The sequence below is a fragment of the Halomonas qaidamensis genome, from assembly GCF_025917315.1.
GTDB lineage: Bacteria > Pseudomonadota > Gammaproteobacteria > Pseudomonadales > Halomonadaceae > Vreelandella > Vreelandella qaidamensis.
In genome coordinates, this window is sequence record NZ_CP080627.1 from 1,374,830 (window position 1) to 1,396,116 (window position 21,287).

Below are 21,287 nucleotides of genomic sequence, written 5' to 3' on the forward strand. Positions count from 1 at the left end.
GCTTGTGTTTCCTTGTACGTGTTTATATTCAGCTTAATTCATATTAAATAATTGATTTTAAATAACTTTTATTGCGTCTATTGAATTTAATGGAAATATTTTCCATTAAATATTGACAGTGCATCGGATGGCGCATACTTTGAATATTGTCTCGTATACAAAATTAAATACAAAAATGAATACTAAATGTATTCAATCTTCGAGGAGAAGTTGTGATGGCTAAAATGACAGCTGCAGAAGCCGCCATTCACGTCCTGAAAAAAGAAGGTGTTGATGTTGCCTTTGGTGTTCCAGGTGCTGCGATCAACCCTTTCTACGCTGCGATGCGTAAAGTGGGTGGGGTAGACCATGTGCTAGCACGCCACGTGGAAGGTGCCTCACACATGGCGGAAGGGTATACCCGTACAACCGCTGGCAACATTGGTGTATGCATCGGTACCTCTGGCCCCGCTGGCACGGATATGATTACGGGCCTGTATTCCGCCAGTGCTGATTCAATTCCGATTCTATGTATCACTGGCCAAGCACCGCGCGCCAAGATGCATAAAGAAGACTTCCAGGCCGTCGACATTCAGACGATTGCTGGCCCGGTGACCAAATGGTCCGTCACCGTGATGGAGCCTGCTCAGGTGCCGCGTGCGTTCCAGAAAGCCTTCCAGATCATGCGCTCTAGCCGTCCTGGGCCGGTATTGATCGATCTTCCCATCGATGTACAGATGAGCGAAATCGAGTTCGACCCGGACACCTACGAATCACTTCCGGCTTATAAACCCTCAGCATCTCGCGCCCAAATTGAAAAAGCACTGACGATGCTCAACGAAGCCGATAAGCCGCTGATCGTGGCTGGTGGTGGCATTATTAATGCCGATGCTGCCGAGCAATTAGTTGAATTTGCTGAGCTAACCGGCGTACCGGTGATCCCGACGCTGATGGGGTGGGGAACGATCCCGGATGACCACCCGTTAATGGCAGGCATGGTAGGGCTGCAAACGTCGCACCGATACGGCAATGCGACCATGTTGGCCTCTGACTTTGTCATGGGGATTGGTAATCGGTGGGCTAACCGACACACTGGCAATGTTGAAACGTATACAAAAGATAGAAAGTTTGTTCACGTTGATATCGAGCCTACGCAAATAGGCCGTATTTTTGGGCCTGACTACGGCATCGTTTCTGACGCGAAGCTCGCCTTAGATCTGTTTATCGACGTTGCTCGTGAAATGAAGGCCAGCGGCCAGCTTAAAAACCGTAGTGCATGGGCCCAAGAGTGTCAGGAGCGTAAGCGCACGCTACTGCGCAAAACGCACTTCGATAATGTGCCGGTGAAACCCCAGCGTGTTTACGAAGAGATGAACAAGGTGTTTGGTAAAAATGCGCGCTATATCAGCACCATCGGTTTGTCTCAGATTGCCGGCGCTCAGTTCCTACACGTGTACAAGCCTCGGCACTGGATTAACTGTGGCCAAGCTGGGCCGCTAGGCTGGACAGTGCCTGCGGCACTGGGTGTTTGCCGTGCGGACCCTGAGGCCGAAGTGGTCGCGCTGTCTGGCGATTACGACTTCCAGTTTATGGTGGAGGAGCTAGCGGTTGGCGCACAGTTTAACTTGCCGTATATCCACGTGCTGGTGAACAACTCCTACCTCGGTTTGATTCGTCAGGCCCAGCGTGGCTTCGACATGGATTACTGTGTCCAGCTCTCGTTCAAGAACATTAACTACACCGACGAAGAAGCGGCGCTTGCTGAGTACGGCGTAGACCACGTGTCGGTTGCTGAAGGCCTTGGCTGTAAAGCGCTGCGTGTCACTACACCCGATGAGATTGCACCTGCGTTAGAGAAAGCGCGTGAGCTAATGCGCCAATACCGTGTGCCGGTGGTGGTGGAAATTATTCTAGAGCGCGTTACCAATATCTCGATGGGTACTGACCTTGATGGGGTTAATGAGTTCGAAGCGTTAGCTGAAAACCTTACCGATGCACCGAGCTCTATTGCCAGCCTGACGTAACGCACCAAGGTGCTTCCAGGCAAGTCGCTGAAGTCGTTATTAAGACGCTAAAACGTTAGGAGACCACTATGGCTAAGTTTGCCGCGAATCTCAGTATGCTGTTCACTGAAGTCGATTTTCTTGATCGCTTTGAGGCCGCCGCAAAGGCGGGTTTTAAAGGGGTTGAGTACCTTTTTCCCTATGACTATGCGGCAGCTGACATCAAGCAGCGCTTGGATGCGAATGGCCTAACCCAAGTGCTGCACAACTTGCCGGCGGGGGATTGGGGAGCAGGCGAGCGAGGCATTGCTTGTCATCCCGACCGGGTAGAAGAGTTTCGCGCCGGTGTGGATAAAGCGATCGACTATGCCACTACGCTTGAGTGCAAGCAGGTGAACTGCCTTGCGGGTATTCAGCCTGAGGGCGTTAGTAATGCTGAAGCTCACCGTACCTTGGTCGAAAACCTTCGCTACGCTGCCGAAAAACTCAAAGCAGCCGGCATTTTGCTGCTTGCAGAACCTATCAACACCCGTGACATCCCAGGCTTTTTCCTTAATCGCACCGAACAGGCGTTGGCACTTTTTGACGAAGTCGGCAGCGATAACTTAAAGCTGCAGTATGACATCTACCACATGCAAATCATGGAGGGTGATCTTGCGCCCACTATTGAAAAGCATTTTGCACGTATCGCTCACGTGCAGTTGGCGGACAACCCGGGACGCCATGAGCCAGGAACGGGTGAGATCAATTATCCCTTCTTATTTAGCCACCTACAGCAGCTTGGCTATGACGGCTGGATCGGCTGCGAGTACAAGCCCAAGACCACGACGGTAGAAGGTTTGGGTTGGTTAGATAAGACGCGTTAACCCTGTGTGACTTAAAGCAGGCAAGTGAGTAGATAGTCGATAATTCAAGAAATCTAAATCATTTGAAAACAATAGATTGGTTTCTGAAAGACGCGAATGGAGAACAATTATGAGTAACATCGGTTTTATTGGTCTAGGCATTATGGGTCGTCCTATGGCGGGCCACCTGCTCGACGCTGGCCACTCGTTGGTGACCGTTAAACGCGGCACCTTGGATGCTGCGCTTGCCGAAAAAGGCATGAGTGAAGTCGCTTCACCCAAAGCGGTGGCTGAAGCGTCTGACGTCATTATCACCATGGTGCCCGACACGCCCGATGTCGAAAGCGTGTTATTTGGTGAGGAAGGCGTGATTGAAGGCCTGAAGCCCGGCACGCTGGTGATCGATATGAGCTCCATTGCCCCGATGCAGACTCAGGCATTTGCCAAGCGGATTACCGAGGCAGGCGGGGAGTTTGTCGATGCGCCGGTTTCTGGTGGTGAAGGTGGCGCGATTAACGCCGCGCTTACCATCATGGTGGGTGCAACAACCGAAGGGTTTGAGCGAGCCAAGCCATACCTGGACGTTGTTGGGAAGACGATTACCCACATTGGCGGCCACGGTGCAGGTCAGACGTGCAAAGTGGCTAACCAGATTGTGGTAGCACTGACCATTGAAGCAGTGGCAGAAGGGTTGCTGTTTGCCTCTAAAGCAGGTGCTGATGTCGCTAAAGTGCGTGAATCATTAATGGGCGGTTTAGCTCAATCGAAAATTCTCGATGTTCATGGCGAGCGCATGATCAAACGCACCTTTGAGCCTGGGTTCCGCGTTCGTCTGCACCAGAAAGATCTCAACTTGGCGTTAGAAGGTGCCAGGACGTTAAATCTGTCATTGCCAGGCACCGCCAATGCACAGCAGTTGTTCCAAGCGTGTGCCGCCAATGGGGGCGAAGACTGGGATCACGCAGGTATTGTGCGCGCTTTAGAGAAGCTGGCAGACCATGAGGTTGGCCAATAACGCGCTTTTGTCAGGCAGGCCAGCGTCTGTTGGCCTGCCATTAAGTTCTTTGTTTGCGTTCTTTTCTAAGCTCCTTTCTGAGCCCTTCTCCTGTCCCTGCCCGAGGAGTCTTTTGATGAATTCCCATGTTCGCTTGGCGCCTTTTACCAGTGAAGAGGCAACCCGCCAGTGGCTGAATCAACTGGCCGAAACGGCCATTGCTGCCGTGCATCCCGATAGCTTATTAACTGCCCAGTTGCCTGAAAAACCGCCAGGACGAACTGTCGTCGTGGGCGCGGGTAAGGCTGCTGCCGCCATGGCGAGCGCATTAGAGTTGGCGTGGGAAAAACGCGCTCGTGAGTCAGGCGAAGAGGTCGACTTAACAGGCGTAGTAGTGACCCGTTATCAGCATGGGGCAACTTGTCGCTATATCGATGTACTGGAAGCCTCTCATCCAATGCCTGATACGCTGGGGGAACAAGCCGCTAAGCGCATGCTTGATGAAGTGAAAGACCTGGGTGAAGACGATCAAGTGATCGCACTTATCTCAGGCGGCGGCTCTGCGTTAATGACCCTGCCGGCGGACGGCATTTCATTAGAAGACAAGCAGGCTCTTAATAAGGCGCTGCTTCGGTGTGGTGCACCGATCCGTGAAATCAACACCGTAAGGCGCCACTTATCGGCGATTAAAGGCGGGCGGTTAGCCACTGCTGCGCACCCCGCGCAAGTGGTGACGTTACTTATTTCAGATGTTCCTGGTGACGTGCCTTCATTAATTGCCTCAGGCCCGACACTGCCGGATAACACAACGTCGTTAGATGCGTTGGCAATATTAAACCGCCATGAGCTTGAGGTGCCTGAGCACGTGAAACGCCATTTAATGGCCGATCATCGTGCGCCTCAGACCTGGAACCAAGGATTTGCACGGGATAAATCGACTATCCTAGCCCGTGCGCGGGACGCACTGAAGGCCGCCCAACTCAGTGCCGAAGAGAGTGGTTTAGAGGTAAGAGTGTTAGGTGATGACCTTGAAGGGGAAGCAAGAGATTTAGGCATTGCCCAAGGGCGTATGGCGTGCAAGTTGCAGGCTGAAATAACTCGTCCGCTGCTGGTACTGTCAGGTGGCGAAACTAGCGTTACCGTGCGTGGTAATGGTCGAGGAGGGCGTAATGTTGAGTACCTGCTGGGGCTTTTTGATACGCTAAAAGGATGTGATGGTATTTATGCGATTGCTATTGATACCGATGGAATTGATGGCTCTGAAGATAATGCTGGCGCGTTAATTGGGCCTGAATGCTGGCAGCGGGCTAAGGCATTAACGCTTTCTGCCCAGGATTACCTTGACCGTAATGATGCGTACAGTTTCTTTGAAGCTTTAGATGACCTCGTGGTAACGGGGCCAACCCGAACCAATGTTAACGATTTCCGAGCGATTCTTATTCTACCCAACCCGTCGTAAGACTGACGTTGTACCCGCTTAACTATCCAATTACCCGTTAAGGCATTGTTTTGCGTGGTTCTGAGTGGTTGTCCGAGGGGTAAACATGATAAGTTTCGTCGAGGTTCATTAGAGAGTTAGGCCATGACCCTCGGCTGGCACAAGAAAGGTTTTACCAAAACGAAAGAAGGTCGCGTTAGCGATCAAGATATTGTTGAACACATCCGGTCTGCGGTACTGATGCAGCGACTGGCACCAAATACAAAACTGCCTGAAGTCACCATAGGCGATGTATTTGGCGTCAGCCGTTCAGTGGTGCGTAAAGCGTTAACACGGCTTGATGCTGAACATGTTATCGACCAACGACCGAATCAGGTTGCCCGCGTCAGAGCGCCTTCGATTGACGAAACGCGAGAGACGTTTTCCGCGCGTAGGTTAGTGGAAGGTGAAATTGTCTCACTGTTGGCGGGTAAGCTGGATGTTGCGACTTACAAGGCATTAGAGAAGCAGGTCGCACTTGAAAAGCAGGCGTTTGAAAACAGTGACGAACCGTCACGCATTGAGCATTCCCTCAATATTCACCACCTCCTTGCGCAGCATGCCCCTAATCGTATCTTGGGTGCGATGCTGACCGATCTCGTCTTGCGCACGTCAATTGTTATCGCTCTCTATAAGCGTCCGGGACTGTCTTCTTGCTACTTGGAAGGAGATCATGCGAACTTGCTTGGGCACTTGGCGAGTGGTGATGCTGAGGCGGCTAAGCAGGCGATATACACTCACCTTAATAGCCTAGAGTCTTTGCTGGTGCTGTCGTCTAAAGAGCCAGAAAACGACGATTTGATGACTATTCTAGGCGGTAAATCTGTTAGGGCGTGATTCGCTAACCCTAGGCTTTCGGTAACCCTGGGTTTTCGCGAATAAAATAGATTTCAATCCTCCAAACTGATGTCTCAAAAAAGCGGCGCCCATTGGGCGCCGCTTGTAGCTTACTTAGAGACGATTACAGCAGTAATCGGCGAATGTCCGTCAATACATCGGCCAGGAAGGCCGTAAAGCGGGCGGCATCCGCACCGTTAATTGCGCGGTGATCGTAGGAGAGCGACAACGGCATCATCAGACGCGGCTGGAAGGTACTGCCATCCCATACCGGTTTCATCTGCGCTTTCGACACCCCCAAGATCGCCACTTCCGGCGCATTAACGATCGGCGTGAACGCGGTTCCACCAATTGAGCCAAGGCTCGAAATGGTGAAGCAGCCACCGGTCATCTCATCACGCTTAAGCTTCTTGGTTTGCGCTTTCTTACCTAGCTCCGCCATCTCCTTGGCAATCTCAATCAAGGATTTTTTATCGGCATTGCGCACTACCGGCACCATCAGACCATCAGGCGTATCCACGGCAATCCCAATATGCACGTAGTTTTTCCATACCAGCGTTTCGCCGTCGCCTTTGAGGCTGACGTTAAACTGGGGGAACTTACGCAGTGCAAAGGCACAGGCTTTAACCATAAACGGCAACGGTGTCAGCTTGGCGCCTTGGGCTTCGGCCTCGGCTTTCATAGCTTTACGGAAGCTTTCAAGCTCGGTAATGTCGGCCTCATCGAACTGCGTCACGTGAGGTACATTGAGCCAGCTGCGGTGCAGATTGGTCGCGCCCATCTTAAGCAGGCGGCCCATCGGCTTTTCTTCTATCTCGCCAAACTGACTGAAGTCGACTTCTGGGATCGCGGGAATGCCAGCACCACCACTCGCTGCTGGGGAAGTCGCTGTTTGTGCTTTACCTTGGTTGGCAATGGCCTGCTTCACGTAGGCCTGTACATCTTCTTTCAGCACCCGGTCTTTCGGGCCACTAGGCTTAACAAGACGAAGATCGACATTTAGTTCACGGGCCAGCATCCGAACGGCGGGGCCTGCGTGCACCAGCTGACTATCCCGTGGCTGATTATCAGCGATTTGTGCTTCCGGACTCGGGGAGCCTTCAGGAGAAGAAGCTTGTTTTGCTGGCTCTTTAGCGACAGGTTCTTCAGCGACAGGTTCTTCAACGGCAGACTCTTCTTCCGGCGCGCTGCTGGCTTGGCTAGCGGCTTGCGGCGCGTCTTCTTCTTCAGCCGATGCATCACCGCCTTCGTCCGCGATTTCCATCTGGCCGATCACGTCGCCTTCCGAGACGGTATCGCCTTCTTTCACCGTGAGCGCAACGATCTTACCGCCGTGCGGGCTGGGTACATCCATCGAGGCTTTATCCGACTCGAGGGTGATCAGAGTGTCTTCGGCGTTGACGTCATCGCCGGCGCTGACTGCCACTTCGATGATCTCAACGTTGTCTGAACCACCCAAGTCCGGCACTTTAATATCGACCGTTTGTTTACCGCCACCGGCTTTCTTCGCTGCCGGTGCGGGGGCGTCTTCCTGCTTCGGTGCGGGGGCTTCGTCGGAGGAGCTGTCAGCCGCTGCTTCCGGCTTGGCATCGCTACCGCCTTCAACCTCCAGCTCAACGATGTCGTCACCTTCCGAGACGGTATCGCCTTCTTTGACCAGCACTTTGAGCACCTTGCCGCCTTTCGGGGCCGGGACGTCCATGCTGGCTTTGTCAGATTCCAGGGTGATTAGGGTGTCTTCCGCTTCAATGACGTCGCCTTCTGACACCGCAATCTCGATGATTTCGACATCGGTATCGCCACCGATATCGGGAACTTTGATGATTTCGCTACTCAAGGTCGCGCTCCTTCCAAATCGGATCGAGCCGGCGGGCATCTGCCCGCCGGGCAGCGGTTTAGCTGGTCAGCGGGTTCGGCTTGTTGGCATCGATGCCATATTTCTTCAGCGCTTCGCCGACATGCTTACGATCAAGCTCACCGCGGTCTGCCAGCGCACGCAGCGCCGCGACGGTGACGAAGTAGCGGTCTACTTCAAAGAAGTAGCGCAGCTTCTCGCGGGTGTCGGAACGGCCGAAGCCGTCTGTACCCAGCACGGTGTACTCGCTCGGCACCCAGGCACGTACCTGGTCAGCGTAGAGCTTCATGTAGTCGGTGGAGGCAATCACCGGACCGTCACGACCTTCCAGGCACTTCGTGACGTGGGGCTTGGTGGCCTCAACGTCCGGGTTTAAGAAGGCTTCACGCTCCAGCAGTAGTGCTTCGCGGCGCAGTTCGTTAAAACTGGTGACGCTCCAGATATCCGCGCCAATGCCCCAGTCGTTGGCCAGCAGTTCTGCGGCGGCTTCGACTTCGCGCAGAATGGTGCCGGAGCCCATCAGCTGTACGCGGCCTTTATTGCCCTGCGTTTCGTTGAGCAGGTACATGCCTTTGACGATATCGTCGGTAGGCACGTTGTCGATGACCGGATGCTCGTAGTTTTCGTTCATCACCGTCAGGTAGTAGAAGCAGTTCTCTTTGTCGGTGAACATGCGCTTCAGACCATCCTGGAGGATGACCGCCACTTCGTGGGCATAGGTGGGGTCATAGCTGCGGCAGTTGGGGATGGTGGAGGCTTGAATCAAGCTGTGGCCATCCTGGTGCTGCAGACCTTCGCCGTTGAGCGTGGTACGCCCAGCGGTGCCGCCGACCATAAAGCCGCGGGCTTGTAGGTCACCGGCGGCCCAGGCCAAATCACCAATGCGCTGGAAGCCGAACATCGAGTAGTAGATGTAGAACGGCAGCAGGGTGACGTTGTTGTTGCTGTAGGACGTCGCGGCGGCAATCCACGCGGACATCGCGCCGGCCTCACTAATCCCCTCTTCGAGGACCTGACCTTTCTGGTCCTCGCGGTAGTACATGATCTGGCCTTTATCGACCGGCTCGTACTTCTGCCCTTCGGAGGTGTAAATGCCCAACTGGCGGAACATGCCTTCCATGCCGAAGGTACGTGCTTCGTCTGGAATAATCGGCACCACGTGCTTGCCAAGCTTCTTATCCTTCACCAAGCCGTTGAGAACGCGCACAAACGCCATGGTGGTCGAGACTTCGCGCCCTTTGGAACCGCCCATTTGCGAGGCAAAGGTTTTGTCTTCTAGGCTGGGGATTTCCAGCGCCTCAAAGTCACTGCGGCGGCTGGGCAGGTAGCCGTTGAGGCGTTCGCGCTGCAGGTGCATGTACTTAAGCTCGGGGGAGTCTTCTTCCGGCTTGTAGTAGGGCACGTCTTTGAGCTGCTCGTCGCTGATCGGAATACCAAAGCGATCGCGGAATTTACGCAGCGCTTCGTACTCCATGCTCTTGACCTGGTGGGCTTCGTTGGCGGCTTCGCCATCGCCGCTGCCCATGCCGTAGCCTTTGACGGTGTGCGCCAGAATGACTGTGGGCTTGCCGTTAGTCTGGTTGACCGCTTCATGGTAGGCCGCATAGACCTTGAACGGATCGTGACCACCGCGGTTGAGCTTCCAGATGTCTTCGTCAGACAGGTCGTTGACCATCGCTTCGGTTTCAGGGTACTTACCAAAGAAGTGCTCACGGGTGTAGGAACCGCCGTTAGCCTTGTAGTTCTGGTACTCACCGTCGACCGCTTCATCCATGCGTTTTTGCAGGATGCCTTTCTTGTCCTTCTCGAACAGCGGGTCCCAGTGACGTCCCCAGACGACCTTGATGACGTTCCAACCGGCACCACGGAACACGCCTTCGAACTCGTCCATCACGCGGGAGTTACCGCGCACCGGACCGTCCAAGCGCTGCAGGTTGCAGTTGATGACGAAGATCAGGTTATCGAGGTTTTCACGTCCCGCCAGGGAAATCGCGCCCAAGGATTCCGGCTCATCACACTCGCCGTCGCCCATAAAGCACCAGATCTTACGGTCGTACATGTCTTTCAGCTCACGGTGATGCAGGTACTTCATCACGTGGGCTTGATAGATGGCCTGAATCGGGCCGAGCCCCATAGACACCGTGGGGAACTGCCAGTAGTCCGGCATCAGCCACGGGTGCGGGTAGGAAGAGAGGCCATCGCCGTCGACTTCGCGACGGAATTTGTCCATCTGCTCTTCTGACAACCGGCCTTCCAGGTAAGAACGCGCGTAAATACCCGGGGCGACGTGGCCCTGGATGTAAATCAGGTCGCCTTCAAAATCGCCCTTGGGCGCGCGGAAGAAGTGGTTAAAGCCCACGTCGTAGAGCGTGGCCGACGACATAAAGCTGGCGATATGGCCGCCCAACCCGGGGTTGGCACGGTTATTACGAATGACCTGAGCAATGGCGTTGTAACGGATCAACGACCGAATGCGGCGCTCCATAAACAGGTCGCCGGGCATCGGTGCTTCACGATGCACAGGGATCGTATTCCGGTGCGGGGTTGTCACCGAGAAGGGCACCTTCATCCCGTCCCGGCGCAGGCGATCCGCCAGGCGGGTCATCAGGTAGCGGGCACGATCTTCGCCCTCACGATCCAGGACTGATTCCAGGGAATCCAACCATTCCGTGGTTTCGAGTGGATCGAGATCTTCTCTTGTCTCCAGACTCATAGAGGTCTCTCCGAATGACGATAAAAGGTAAGCCTCACAGCCTGAAGGGCCGAGCACCACAGGTCAGGCTGAAAGGAAAATACAAGCGCTAAGCGCGTGAGAATTACGCTGCCTCGGCTGCACGCATGTGCAGGCGAAAGCGCGCTATCTGGATGATTTGTTCAATAGCGGTACGTCGTTCGGCAGCGGCGTCGTTTTCAAGACGCTTTTCGAACGCATAAAGGATGGCGTGTCGATCAAGCCCTTTAACAGCAATCACAAAGGGGAAGCCGAACTTCTCTTGATAGGCCTGATTCAGGCGTTGAAAGCGCTCAAACTCTTCGCTTGAGCATTGATCTAGCCCCGCACCTGCCTGTTCGCGGGTGGAGTCCTGGGTTAGCTCCCCCGCTAGTGCTGCTTTCCCGGCAAGGTCTGGGTGAGCGCGAATGACAGCAATTTGCTGATCGATATCAGCACGCTTAAGCACATTGCCCATGCAGTCAGCTAGTACATCCGGGTCATCGTGTTGGTCGGTAAACCCCTGTTTCCAAGCGGTTTCTGCTACCCAGGGTGAATGTTCAAAGATGTCCCCGTAATGCTCAAGAAAGGCTTCTAGGCCAAGGCGGCTGGGGCGAGCTGATTTTAGAATGTGCGACATTGTATTCTCCATTTGTATTTGTTTGTCTTTTTTATTGTATACAATAAATATATCAAAATGTACTCTAAGAAGTGTCGTTCCCGCAAAAAAATCGCTATTGCATCCGCGATAAGCGGGCATAACGGCGTTAGGAAAATCTTTATAGAAAGTTCTTTATAGAAAATCTTTATAGAAGGGCCTTTACAGAGAGGGCTCTTAGAAAGATGCCTAAAAACAAAATCAAACAACAAAGGGTTTTGCATGTTGAAGAGCAAACGAGCAGTGGCAACGTATCTGGCGATAGGCGCTTCCCTTGGCACTATCTCGGCAGGTGCCCAGGCAGCGACATGGAGCGATACGTTTGTGGGTTATCGCTATGGAACACAGTTTACCGAGCCGAATAACCCAGAGAACATAGAGAAGCATATTCTTCAGTTCACCCATGTGAGTGGTTACTCACTGGGCCAAAACTTTTTCAACTTGGACGTGCTTCAGTCCAGCAGCCAAGACCCTGCCAATAACAGTGATTCAGGGGCGACGGAAGCCTATCTGGCATATCGGCATCAACTCCATGGTGGCGGAGTATTCAATGAACCCATCGCTTTCGGGCCCATCAAAGACATGGCGCTGACGTTTGGGTTTGACCTAAACACCAAAAATACTGGCTTTGCACCACGTAAACGTCAGCTAGTGGCGGGGCCAACGTTTAAATTTGATGTGCCGAGAGGCTTTGTAGATCTAAGTCTCTTCTATAGCCGTGAGTGGAATCACTGCGGCTTGCCACCTTGTGGGCTGCCAGAAAACCAGAACAGCATTTCGTTTGATCCCTATTACCAAATTAACTTGGCCTGGGGGCTGCCGTTTGAAGCGGCGGCGTTACCACTAAAATTCCAAGGGTTCTATAACTACAACAGCGAAAAAGGAGACGATTACTTTGGGGAAGCGACCAAGCCTGAGCAGTTAATGCGCACCTCACTGATGCTAGACGTTGGGCAGGTCGCGTGGGGTGCGGAAAACTCCTTATGGATGGGCGTCGGTTATGAGTATTGGCGTAACAAATTCGGAAACCACAGCCAACCGGGTGTCGATACCGATGCCATGACCTTTAATCTGGAGTGGCACTTCTAAAACTAACCACTGCTACTGGCTTAACCGATACCCCTTGGTCTGAAAGTGCCAAGGGGTATTTTTTATGTCTCAGGTGCTCCTTGGCTGAAAAGCCAAGGCGTTTTTTATCTAACGTTTACTCAACCTTCCGTTTAACGCTTTTTCCTGGCTGGTTTTTTATCAGCACTGGCTGGCGAGCTTTCCTTTGCGCTATCGCCACTGGGAAAGTGGGCGCGTACCAGTTCCAACAAACCTTGGGTAGAGGCGTCGAAGTCGGCGGCGTTGGTGTCGATGCGCTCACTGATTTCACCGGCAATGCGTTTGCCAAGCTGCACACCCCACTGATCAAACGAGTTGATGTTCCAGATAACGCCTTGCACAAACACCTTGTGCTCGTAGAGGGCAATCAGCGCACCTAGGTTTTTCGGTGTTAGCTCGTCAAGCAAAAGGGTGCTGGAAGGGCGATTGCCGGGGCAACTGTAAGGGTCATGTTGGCTTAGCTCTTTGCTGTCCCCTTGGCTGCCTTCCATAAAGGCATTGGCCTGGGCGAGCATATTGGTGAGCAAGGCGAAGTGGTGGTCTTCCACGCCGGGCTCGGGTTTCAGCGAGGCAATAAAATCAATTGGCACGTAGCGGGTGCCTTGGTGCAGTAGCTGGAAGAAGGCGTGCTGACCGTTGGAGCCGGTCTGGCCCCAAACAATCGGACCGGTTTTATAGTTAACCGGATGGCCGAAGATATCCACCGACTTGCCGTTAGACTCCATATCCAGCTGCTGCAGGAACGAAGGCAACTGGTTCAAGGCTTGGTCGTAGGGCACGATGGCCTGGGTTTCCGCACCCACAAAGTTGATGTACCAAATGCCGATCAGCGCCATCAGTACTGGCATATTCTGCGAAAAGGGGGCCTCGATAAAGTGGCGGTCCATCTCATGTGCGCCTTCCAGCAGTTCGATAAAGCCTTCAAAGCCAATTGAAAGCGCAATCGGCAGACCGATAGACGACCACATGGAGTAGCGCCCGCCCACCCAGGCCCAGAATTCGAATACGTTCTCTTCACGAATACCGAATTCCATTGCCGCTTTGCGGTTGGTGGAAGCGGCAATAAAGTGGGCGCCTACGTCGGCATCTGCACCGGCATTTTCCAGGAACCAGCGCCGTGCGGTTTTGGCATTTAGCAGGGTTTCCTGGGTAGAGAAGGTTTTGGTGGAAACGATAAACAGCGTGGTCGCCGGGTCTAGCCGTGAAAGCACCTTCTGAATATGGGTGCCATCGACGTTGGAGACGAAGTGGAAGTGCAGTTCCGGGTGGCGGTATTTAAGTAGCGCGCGTACGGCCATGTTGGGGCCGAGGTCTGAGCCACCAATGCCAATATTGACCACGTCTTTAATGCGTTGACCGTTATAGCCTTTCCATTCACCGCTTCTAACCGCTTCAGAGAACTGCTTGATCTGTTCCCGGGTGCGATTGATTTCCGGCATAACATCGTTGCCGTCAACATGCACCGGTTCATCGCTTAAATTGCGCAGTGCGGTATGCAGTACTGGGCGGTTTTCAGTGACATTGATAATATCGCCAGAGAACATCTGCGCTCGGCGCTGAACCAGGGCAGAGTGGTCGGCCAGCTCCAGCAGTTTTGTAAACACTTCATCTGAGACGTGATGTTTGGAGTAATCTAAGAACAGGCCACCCACCCGTAGGCTCATTTTTTCAAAGCGCTGCGGGTCATTGGTGAAGTAATCACGAATGCGGTCGTTGGCGGTTTTGTCACGCAGGCGTTCAAGTGCCTGCCAAGTAACGCTGCGGGTGAGTTGAAACATAGAAGGCGGTCCTGTTGTTTTAGATGGTTATTAAGTGACGAGCGCTGGGTTGCTAGCTCTTGCTTTGTAATATCTATAAGTCTATTTATGAGTCATTTTATGTAAAAATACTACATAAACAGCCGAATGAAGCAACTAATAAGCGACTGATAGCTTAAAAATAAGTAATAAACCGTTTTTCTGTGTGAGGGCGCGGTGGTAGCAGATAAGGCGCTGAGTAAGCTGCAGCCTACCCAGCGCTGATGTTTGAAAGGTTAGCTGGCAACGGCGACCTGGGCGGCACCGCGTTTAATAAAGGCATAGCCTAAGCCGGTTACCAACGAACCTATGATAATCGCAGCAAGGTAAAGCAACGCAGGTGTAATGGCGTTGGGGATTAGCAGAACAAAGATACCACCGTGAGGTGCCATTAGTTTTGCGCCTACCAGCATGGAAAGCGCACCGGTGATTGCACCGCCCACCATGCACGCGGGGATAACCCGCAACGGATCTTTCGCCGCAAAGGGAATGGCCCCTTCGCTGATAAAGCAAAAGCCGAGTACAAACGAAGCTTTGCCTGCTTCCCGTTCTGGTTCAGAAAATTTATTGCGCGCTACGAAACTAGCAATGCCCATGCCAATCGCTGGCACCATGCCAGCCGCCATAATGGCTGCCATTGGGCCGTAGGTTTCTGAAGCCAACAAGCCCACGCCGAAGGTATAGGCTGCTTTATTGACGGGGCCGCCCAAATCGAAGCACATCATGGCGCCCAATAGAATGCCCAGCAGCACCGCGTTAGTAGAGCCCATCGAGGCCAGGAAGCTGGTCAGCGCATTCAGCAATGCAGCGACAGGCTCGCCAATCACATAGATCATCGTTAGGCCGGTGACCAGACTGGCCACCAGTGGGATGATCAGAATAGGCTTGAGCGATTCAACGCTGGAGGGCAGCTTAACGTAGCGGGTAACCGCTAGGGCCACGTAGCCTGCCAGGAAGCCTGCCAAAATGCCGCCGATAAACCCGGAGCCAATGTCGGCCGCCAACATACCTCCAATCATACCTGGAGCAATACCGGGGCGGTCGGCGATGGAGTAGGCAATGTAACCCGCCAGCACAGGAATCATTAGCGCGAAGGCGGTGCCGCCGCCAATTTGCATAAGTGCAGCGGCCAGTGTGCCTTCCTGCTCAAAGGCTTCAATGCCGAACACAAACGAGAGCGCAATCAGCAAGCCGCCCGCTACCACCATAGGCAGCATGAACGACACGCCGGTGAGTAGGTGCTTATAAACGCCTTTCTCTTTAACGCTCTTATTGGCGTTGCCCGAACCGCTGTTGGCGTTTTCTACGCTAGCATCAACAAGGGCGGCTTCCAGCGTGGGACGTGGCTTTTTTAGTGCATTGCCGGTTGAGGTGCGGTAGATGTGCTTGCCTGCAAACCGCGCTGGGTCAACGTCGATATCGCAGGCCAGTAAGACCACGTCGGCGTCGGCGATTTCTTGTTCGGTTAAATGATCCTGAGCGCCCACTGAGCCTTGGGTTTCCACGCGAATGGCATGCCCCATGGCTTTGCCTGCTTCGGCTAGCGCTTCGGCGGCCATAAAGGTATGAGCAACACCGGTGGGGCAAGCGGTAACAGCGACAATCTTCTTGCCACCTGTGTTGCTCGCCGGAGTAGCGGCGGCTGTAGGGGTTGCAGGAGCAGTGTAAATCGGTGCTTCACGCTTGGCTTGAGTTAAAAAGGCGCTGGGGTCGGGCAAGGCGCTGGCAATCGGCGCCTGGAAAAGCCGCTTGCCATCAAAACGTTCTGGGGCGGGGACGTGATCAGCAGCCACCACAATTAAATCGGCATTAGCAATTTGCTCGGCGGTGGCAGCCTGCAGCGGCGCAATCTCGCCGTGCATTTCCACATGCGCGCTCCAGCCCATCCGTGTGGCCGCTTGTTCAAGGCGCTTGGCGGCCAGAAAGGTGGTCGCCATGCCGCTGGGGCAGGCGGTAATTAGAATCAGGTTCATCGCGTGGCTCCCTCGGTGATGGCGTCGTCAAGACGCCGTACCAAAGTCTGTTGTTGGAGTAAGTCAAAGTCGTCGGCGTGGGGGGTGCCCACGCCAATGTGGCGAACCGCTTCGGCAGAGAGTGCCGTTGCGAAGCGAAGGGTGTCGTGTGGGGTGAAGTCGCTAAGCAGCCCGTGGAGCATGCCAGCCACAAAGGTATCTCCCGCACAAACGGTATTGATGGCGTTCACGCTAGGTGGGGTGGATTGCCAAGTGCCCTGTGAGCTGACCCATAAAACGCCTTCTGCGCCTGCGGAAATCAACGCGTGCTCGATGCCGCTGGCGTGCAGTCGCTCGGCGGCGACCTGGCGCTGTTGATGTGAATCTAGCGCGCTGCCAGCCCAGTCAGCGAGCTCCGTTTCGTTAGGTTTTATAGCCGCAGGCTGAGCGGCAATGGCGGTCAGCAGTGCTGGGCCGCTGGTGTCTATCCAAAGTGGAACGCCATAGCTTTTTAGGGTGGCCAGTAGTTCAGCAAACAGCGGCTGATCAATACCTGGAGGAAGGCTACCGGCAACGACGACCGCTTGGGGCGGAGCGAGGCGCTGAAACAGATCGTCTAGGGTAGTTCGTAAGGCATCTAGATGGGCAGCCTCAATCGGCATGCCGGGGCCGTTAATATCAGTGACGCGGCCGCTTTGCTCCGCCAGCTTAGCGTTAATGCGCGTGCTGCCGGGCACTCGCACAAAGGCATCTTCCACGCCGTAGCGGGGAAATGCCAGACCGAACGGGGCGTCGTTATCCTGGCCGAGAAAGCCGCTAACGATCACTTCGTGGCCTAAGCTTGCCAGCACTCGCGCTACGTTAACGCCTTTACCCGCGGCTTCTAACTGGGCGCTGTGGGGGCGGTTCACATGGCCGAGTGTCAATGTTTCAAGATTAAATGCTAAATCCAGCGCGGGGTTGAGTGTAATGCACACTACCTGGGCCATTAGCGGGCCTCCAGGGCGTCGCGCACCTCATCGCTGGTGGCTTTACTCAGTGCTAATTGGGCAGTGGCTTTTGCATCGGCAAGATCAAATTCACGCAGGCGAGCTTTGACTAGCGGAATTTGCCGCGCGCTGACGGAAAGCTCATCAACGCCTAATCCTACCAGTACAGGCACGGCCATGGCGTCCGAGGCGAGTTCGCCACATACGCCAACCCACTTGCCGTGGGCATGGGCGGCATCAACGGTCATTTGAATCAGGCGCAGCACGGCGGGGTGTAAACCATCCGCCTGGGCAGAGAGCTCTGGGTGGCCGCGGTCGATGGCCAGGGTGTACTGGGTTAAGTCGTTCGTGCCGACGGAGAAGAAGTCCACCTCGGCCGCCAGCGTAGGGGCTAGCAGTGCGCTGGAAGGCACTTCAATCATGACGCCCAACTGCACATCAGTGGCGCGCTGCTGTGGTGGGATTTCGCTAAGCAGGCGGTCATAGATGACTTTGGCGGCGCGGAATTCAGCGACATCCTTGACCATCGGCAGCATGATCCGCAGCGGACGATCGATAGCTGCCATCAGCAGCGCACGGATTTGTGTTTCCAGCACTTCCGGCTGGGTCAGTGCTAAGCGAATGCCGCGTAGGCCCAAAAAGGGGTTGTCTTCCTGGGGAACCGGCCAGTAGGGGAGCGGCTTGTCGCCACCCACATCCAGAGTACGCGCGACCAGCGGTCGGCCATCCAGAGCATCAGTGGCTTCGCGGTATTCGGCAATCTGGGTGGCTAGGTCCGGTGCGCTTGAGTAGGCCATAAATAGGAACTCGGTGCGCAGTAAGCCAACGCCTTCGGCACCCCGTTCAACGGCGTCAGCGGCGTGGGCGGTGTTACCAAGATTGGCCGCCACTTCAACTCGATGACCATCGCGGGTCTGGGCTTGCTCAAAACGCAGCTCCCAGGCATCGGCTTCGCGCTGTTGCTGGTCGAGAAGCTGTTGTTCCGCCCGCTGCAGGCGCTCTTCGGAAGGTTGGGAGGTAACCCGCCCACGTTCACCATCCAGAATCATCATGCTGCCGTTATGCAGCACCATCACGGCATCACCTGCGCCGACGACCGCTGGAATACCCAGGGCGCGAGCCAGAATAGCACTGTGTGCGGTGGCACCACCGCGAACGGTAAGCAGGCCGCGTACGCGTGAGGTATCCAGGCGAGCAACGTCGGAAGGGCCGATGTCATCCATCACCAGAATATACGGGTGGTCAGGTGGCTCGGGCAGTTGGACATTGCACAATACACCCAACACACGGCGACCTACGTCGCGCAGGTCAGCGGCGCGCTCGGCCAGCAGGCGGTCGGCGAGCATTTCCTGGGCGTGAGCGGCTGTTTCAATAGCATCCCACCAACCGGCTTCGGCTGAACGACCTTCACGAATCGCATCAATGGCAGCGTGCTGCAGCTCAGGGTCATCGAGCATCTCTTCGTGCATCGAGAGAATATCAGCCACTTCGCCGCCAGGGGCGTTGTGCACCAGTGCTTGAAGTTGTGCTGCACCTTCTTCTAATGCTGCTTTCAGGCGGTTAATTTCGTGCTCGGGGTCGTTGGCGTGTTCAGCGTAGTCGAACTGCATCGGGCGAATGACAAACACCGGCGCAATGGCTAAGCCTGGCGAGGCGGCAACGCCTGCGTGAGGTGTATCGACGACTAGCGGCTCAACCGGCTTACTCGTGTTAGCAACTGACTTGGCATCAAAACCGCCGTCGAACGGTGTTACTTTCTCGCCTAGACCATCTTCAACGGCGGCGGCTACTGCGCCTAGCGCAGCACTTGCCTGGTCGCCTTCGGCAGAAAGGATCAGCCACTGACCGCGCCGTGCTCCTAAACCAATCACTTTGGTTAGGCTGGCGGCAGACACCGTGGAAGCGCTGCCTTCTTCAAGGCGTACGTTAATCGGCATTAATTGCGCGCGGGCGACCTGTACCAGCTGTTTTGCCGGACGGGCGTGCAGGCCATGGGGGTTCAAGACGCGCACGCGGCGAGTCTGGGTACTCGCCGTTTCACCTGCCAACGTGGCCAGCAGCTGTGCGCTGCTTTTGCCCATCAAGCTGTCACTTTCGCCGTTCTCCAACACGGCTAATAGCTGTTCCAGCAGTGGACGGTGGGCATCGCCGCTGGCTGCCAAGCAGAACAGTATATGGACGGGATGGCCGCTATGCTCAAGTTGAGGGTCGGCTGGCGTGGCAACGCCTAGTGCGGGTTGTGTCACCCCTTGGGCTTGGCTTGCCAACCAAAACCCTTTGCCCAGCCATTGGGGGGAAGCGCTGGCGATGGCACTAATAAAGGCGTTATCAACACAGCCACTTTGACGAAGCCGTGCGGCAGCGGCCAAGGCGAGCTCTTGAGGATCACGAGCAGGAAAGTTAATGCACAGCGTATCGGCATCCAGGCGCGGCTCAAGCGGCGGCTTGGAAAGTAAACGCGCTACCTCGACAGCCGAGCTGGCGCTGGCGAGCTGGCTGGCGACGCCGTCGCGGTCTAAGACGTGGGTTAGCTGGCGCAGAATATCCAGATGTTCGTCATTTTGCGCAGCGATAGTCACCAAAACATGCACTGTCTGGCCGTCATGCCACTGAACGCCTTTGGGGAACTGCAGCACCCTCACGCCGGTATGTTTTACGTGCTGACGACTTTCCGGCGTGCCGTGTGGAATAGCAATCGCGTTACCAAGATACGTGGACGACTGAGCTTCACGGGCATGGAGGCCATCACGGTACTCGGCCTCAACTAAGCCCGCATCCGTTAGCGCCTTAGCGGCGACGTCGAGTGCAGCTTGCCAGTCGTCCGCATGGCGGTCGAGCAAGATGTCATCTGGGCCGAGAATTAACATAGGGTTCTCCTGTAAACGCTATCAGCCAGTGGTGATGTCTGCAGCGTGATCATGCTTAAACGTTGGTCGTAGAGCGTTGAGCTTCGCTGGATGAATCGTGTCATCTATGGTTAGTTGGCTATGCTGAATCGATTCACTTAAAGACACAAGGGTTGTCTTTCTAGACTTTAGTCTGGGTGGGGATAAACGGCTGATAAACTACATCGGCAACCAGAGGGAGAATTGCATGACACTTGCCGACATTGCCCGGCTTGCGGGCGTATCGCGCACCACGGCGAGCTATGTAATTAATGGCCAGGCCGAGCAACGGCGTATTAGTAATGCCACCATCGAGAAAGTAATGGCGGTGGTGCGGCAGCATCGCTATCACATTGACCCGCAGGCAGCAGCGCTGCGTCGTGGGGCAAGTCGGTTGATTGGTTTGATCGTGCCTGACCTTGAAAATATCAGCTATGCGCGGCTCGCGAAACGCTTAGAGCGTGGCGCGAGAGAGAAGGGTTATCAGCTGTTAGTGGTTAGCTCGGACGACTGTGCCGATAGCGAGCGCACCTTGGCATTGGCGCTTCGCGCGCAGCGCTGTGAGGTGCTTATTACCGCCAGCTGCTTAGCTGAAGATGACACATTCTATTCTGATTTGGTGGATGAAGGTTGGTGCGTTGTGGGAATGGACCGTGGTCTTGCGCCGACACGTTTTGCCAGTGTCGTCAGCAACGATCAAGACGCGGCATATGCGCTAACGCGCTCGGTCATTACGGGTAGCACGCGGCGGGTGGCGTGGTTAGAAGCGATGCCGAGCTTGTCGATCAGTCGCGAGCGTGGGGTGGGGTTTCAGTCAGCATTACAAGACACCTCTATCGAGCCGGTTTTACTTAGCGGTACACACTACGAGCGTAGCGAAGGCGCCCGCCTTGCCGCGCAACTGCTGGATGAGAAAGGAGGGGCTGATGCGTTGATCACCGCGTCTTATGTGCTGATGGAAGGGGTGTTTGACGTGTTTCTAGAGCGCGGTGGACTACCAGAAGAGATGCGGTTGGCCACCTTTGGCGACCACCGCTTGTTGGATTTTCTGCCGCAACCGGTGAATTCAGCGTTGCAAGATTATGATCGCATTGCTGAACTCACCCTGCGCTGTGCCCTGAATGCCATGAACGGTGACTATCAGTGTGGGCAGCAGGTCGTGGCGCGCCACCTGCGTACCCGATAAGCCACACATAGTCG

The 21,287-nt window shown here is 54.9% G+C and carries 14 protein-coding genes; 7 read left to right on the forward strand and 7 right to left on the reverse strand.

From position 1 onward, the window contains the following. Nucleotides 1-215: 215 nt before the first annotated feature. From gcl to K1Y77_RS06455, 5 genes are all read left to right on the forward strand, one after another. A complete protein-coding gene (gcl, locus tag K1Y77_RS06435; protein ID WP_030068973.1) occupies nucleotides 216-2,003 on the forward strand; it encodes a glyoxylate carboligase in 1,788 nt (595 codons plus the stop codon). 68 nt (nucleotides 2,004-2,071) lie between these two features. Beyond that, nucleotides 2,072-2,848: a hydroxypyruvate isomerase gene (hyi, locus tag K1Y77_RS06440; RefSeq protein WP_264430907.1), complete on the forward strand. Its 777-nt coding sequence runs from the start codon at nucleotides 2,072-2,074 to the stop codon at nucleotides 2,846-2,848. 109 nt (nucleotides 2,849-2,957) lie between these two features. Then, complete coding sequence (locus K1Y77_RS06445) at nucleotides 2,958-3,842, forward strand: 2-hydroxy-3-oxopropionate reductase (protein WP_264018441.1); 885 nt, start codon at nucleotides 2,958-2,960, stop codon at nucleotides 3,840-3,842. Nucleotides 3,843-3,957: 115 nt separating this feature from the next. Then, nucleotides 3,958-5,280, forward strand: a complete 1,323-nt coding sequence (locus tag K1Y77_RS06450; protein ID WP_264430910.1) for a glycerate kinase type-2 family protein — start codon at nucleotides 3,958-3,960, stop codon at nucleotides 5,278-5,280. Nucleotides 5,281-5,403: 123 nt separating this feature from the next. After that, nucleotides 5,404-6,135: a GntR family transcriptional regulator gene (locus K1Y77_RS06455; protein ID WP_264430912.1), complete on the forward strand. Its 732-nt coding sequence runs from the start codon at nucleotides 5,404-5,406 to the stop codon at nucleotides 6,133-6,135. A gap of 124 nt (nucleotides 6,136-6,259) precedes the next feature. Here the strand turns inward: K1Y77_RS06455 and aceF are convergent, their stop codons facing one another. From aceF to uraD, 3 genes are all read right to left on the reverse strand, one after another. Then, the gene (aceF, locus tag K1Y77_RS06460) at nucleotides 6,260-7,972 is read right to left on the reverse strand and encodes a dihydrolipoyllysine-residue acetyltransferase (protein WP_264430913.1); all 1,713 of its coding nucleotides are present in this window, start codon (nucleotides 7,970-7,972) and stop codon (nucleotides 6,260-6,262) included. A gap of 58 nt (nucleotides 7,973-8,030) precedes the next feature. After that, nucleotides 8,031-10,703 carry a pyruvate dehydrogenase (acetyl-transferring), homodimeric type gene (gene aceE, locus K1Y77_RS06465; protein WP_264430915.1) on the reverse strand — a complete coding sequence of 891 codons (2,673 nt, stop codon included), beginning with the start codon at nucleotides 10,701-10,703 and terminating at the stop codon, nucleotides 8,031-8,033. Between the two features lie 103 nt (nucleotides 10,704-10,806). Then, nucleotides 10,807-11,340 carry a 2-oxo-4-hydroxy-4-carboxy-5-ureidoimidazoline decarboxylase gene (uraD, locus tag K1Y77_RS06470; protein WP_264430917.1) on the reverse strand — a complete coding sequence of 178 codons (534 nt, stop codon included), beginning with the start codon at nucleotides 11,338-11,340 and terminating at the stop codon, nucleotides 10,807-10,809. Between the two features lie 240 nt (nucleotides 11,341-11,580). Between uraD and K1Y77_RS06475 the strand changes: the two genes are divergently transcribed. Continuing rightward, nucleotides 11,581-12,447: a hypothetical protein gene (locus K1Y77_RS06475; RefSeq protein WP_264430919.1), complete on the forward strand. Its 867-nt coding sequence runs from the start codon at nucleotides 11,581-11,583 to the stop codon at nucleotides 12,445-12,447. A 131-nt stretch (nucleotides 12,448-12,578) separates the two neighbouring features. Here the strand turns inward: K1Y77_RS06475 and pgi are convergent, their stop codons facing one another. From pgi to ptsP, 4 genes are all read right to left on the reverse strand, one after another. Further along, complete coding sequence (pgi, locus tag K1Y77_RS06480; RefSeq protein WP_264430921.1) at nucleotides 12,579-14,243, reverse strand: glucose-6-phosphate isomerase; 1,665 nt, start codon at nucleotides 14,241-14,243, stop codon at nucleotides 12,579-12,581. A 254-nt stretch (nucleotides 14,244-14,497) separates the two neighbouring features. Next, nucleotides 14,498-16,234, reverse strand: coding sequence for a PTS fructose-like transporter subunit IIB (locus K1Y77_RS06485; protein ID WP_264430923.1), 1,737 nt, complete (start codon nucleotides 16,232-16,234; stop codon nucleotides 14,498-14,500). Further along, a complete protein-coding gene (gene pfkB, locus K1Y77_RS06490) occupies nucleotides 16,231-17,202 on the reverse strand; it encodes a 1-phosphofructokinase (RefSeq protein WP_264430924.1) in 972 nt (323 codons plus the stop codon). The genes K1Y77_RS06485 and pfkB overlap by 4 nt, the downstream gene beginning before the upstream one ends. Continuing rightward, nucleotides 17,202-20,069, reverse strand: a complete 2,868-nt coding sequence (gene ptsP, locus K1Y77_RS06495; RefSeq protein ID WP_264430926.1) for a phosphoenolpyruvate--protein phosphotransferase — start codon at nucleotides 20,067-20,069, stop codon at nucleotides 17,202-17,204. The genes pfkB and ptsP overlap by 1 nt, the downstream gene beginning before the upstream one ends. Nucleotides 20,070-20,295: 226 nt before the next feature. On the opposite strand from ptsP, the gene cra reads away from it, so the two are divergent. Beyond that, entirely contained in the window at nucleotides 20,296-21,273 is a 978-nt protein-coding gene (cra, locus tag K1Y77_RS06500) for a catabolite repressor/activator (protein WP_264430928.1), read from the forward strand. The last annotated feature ends 14 nt before the right edge of the window (nucleotides 21,274-21,287 follow it).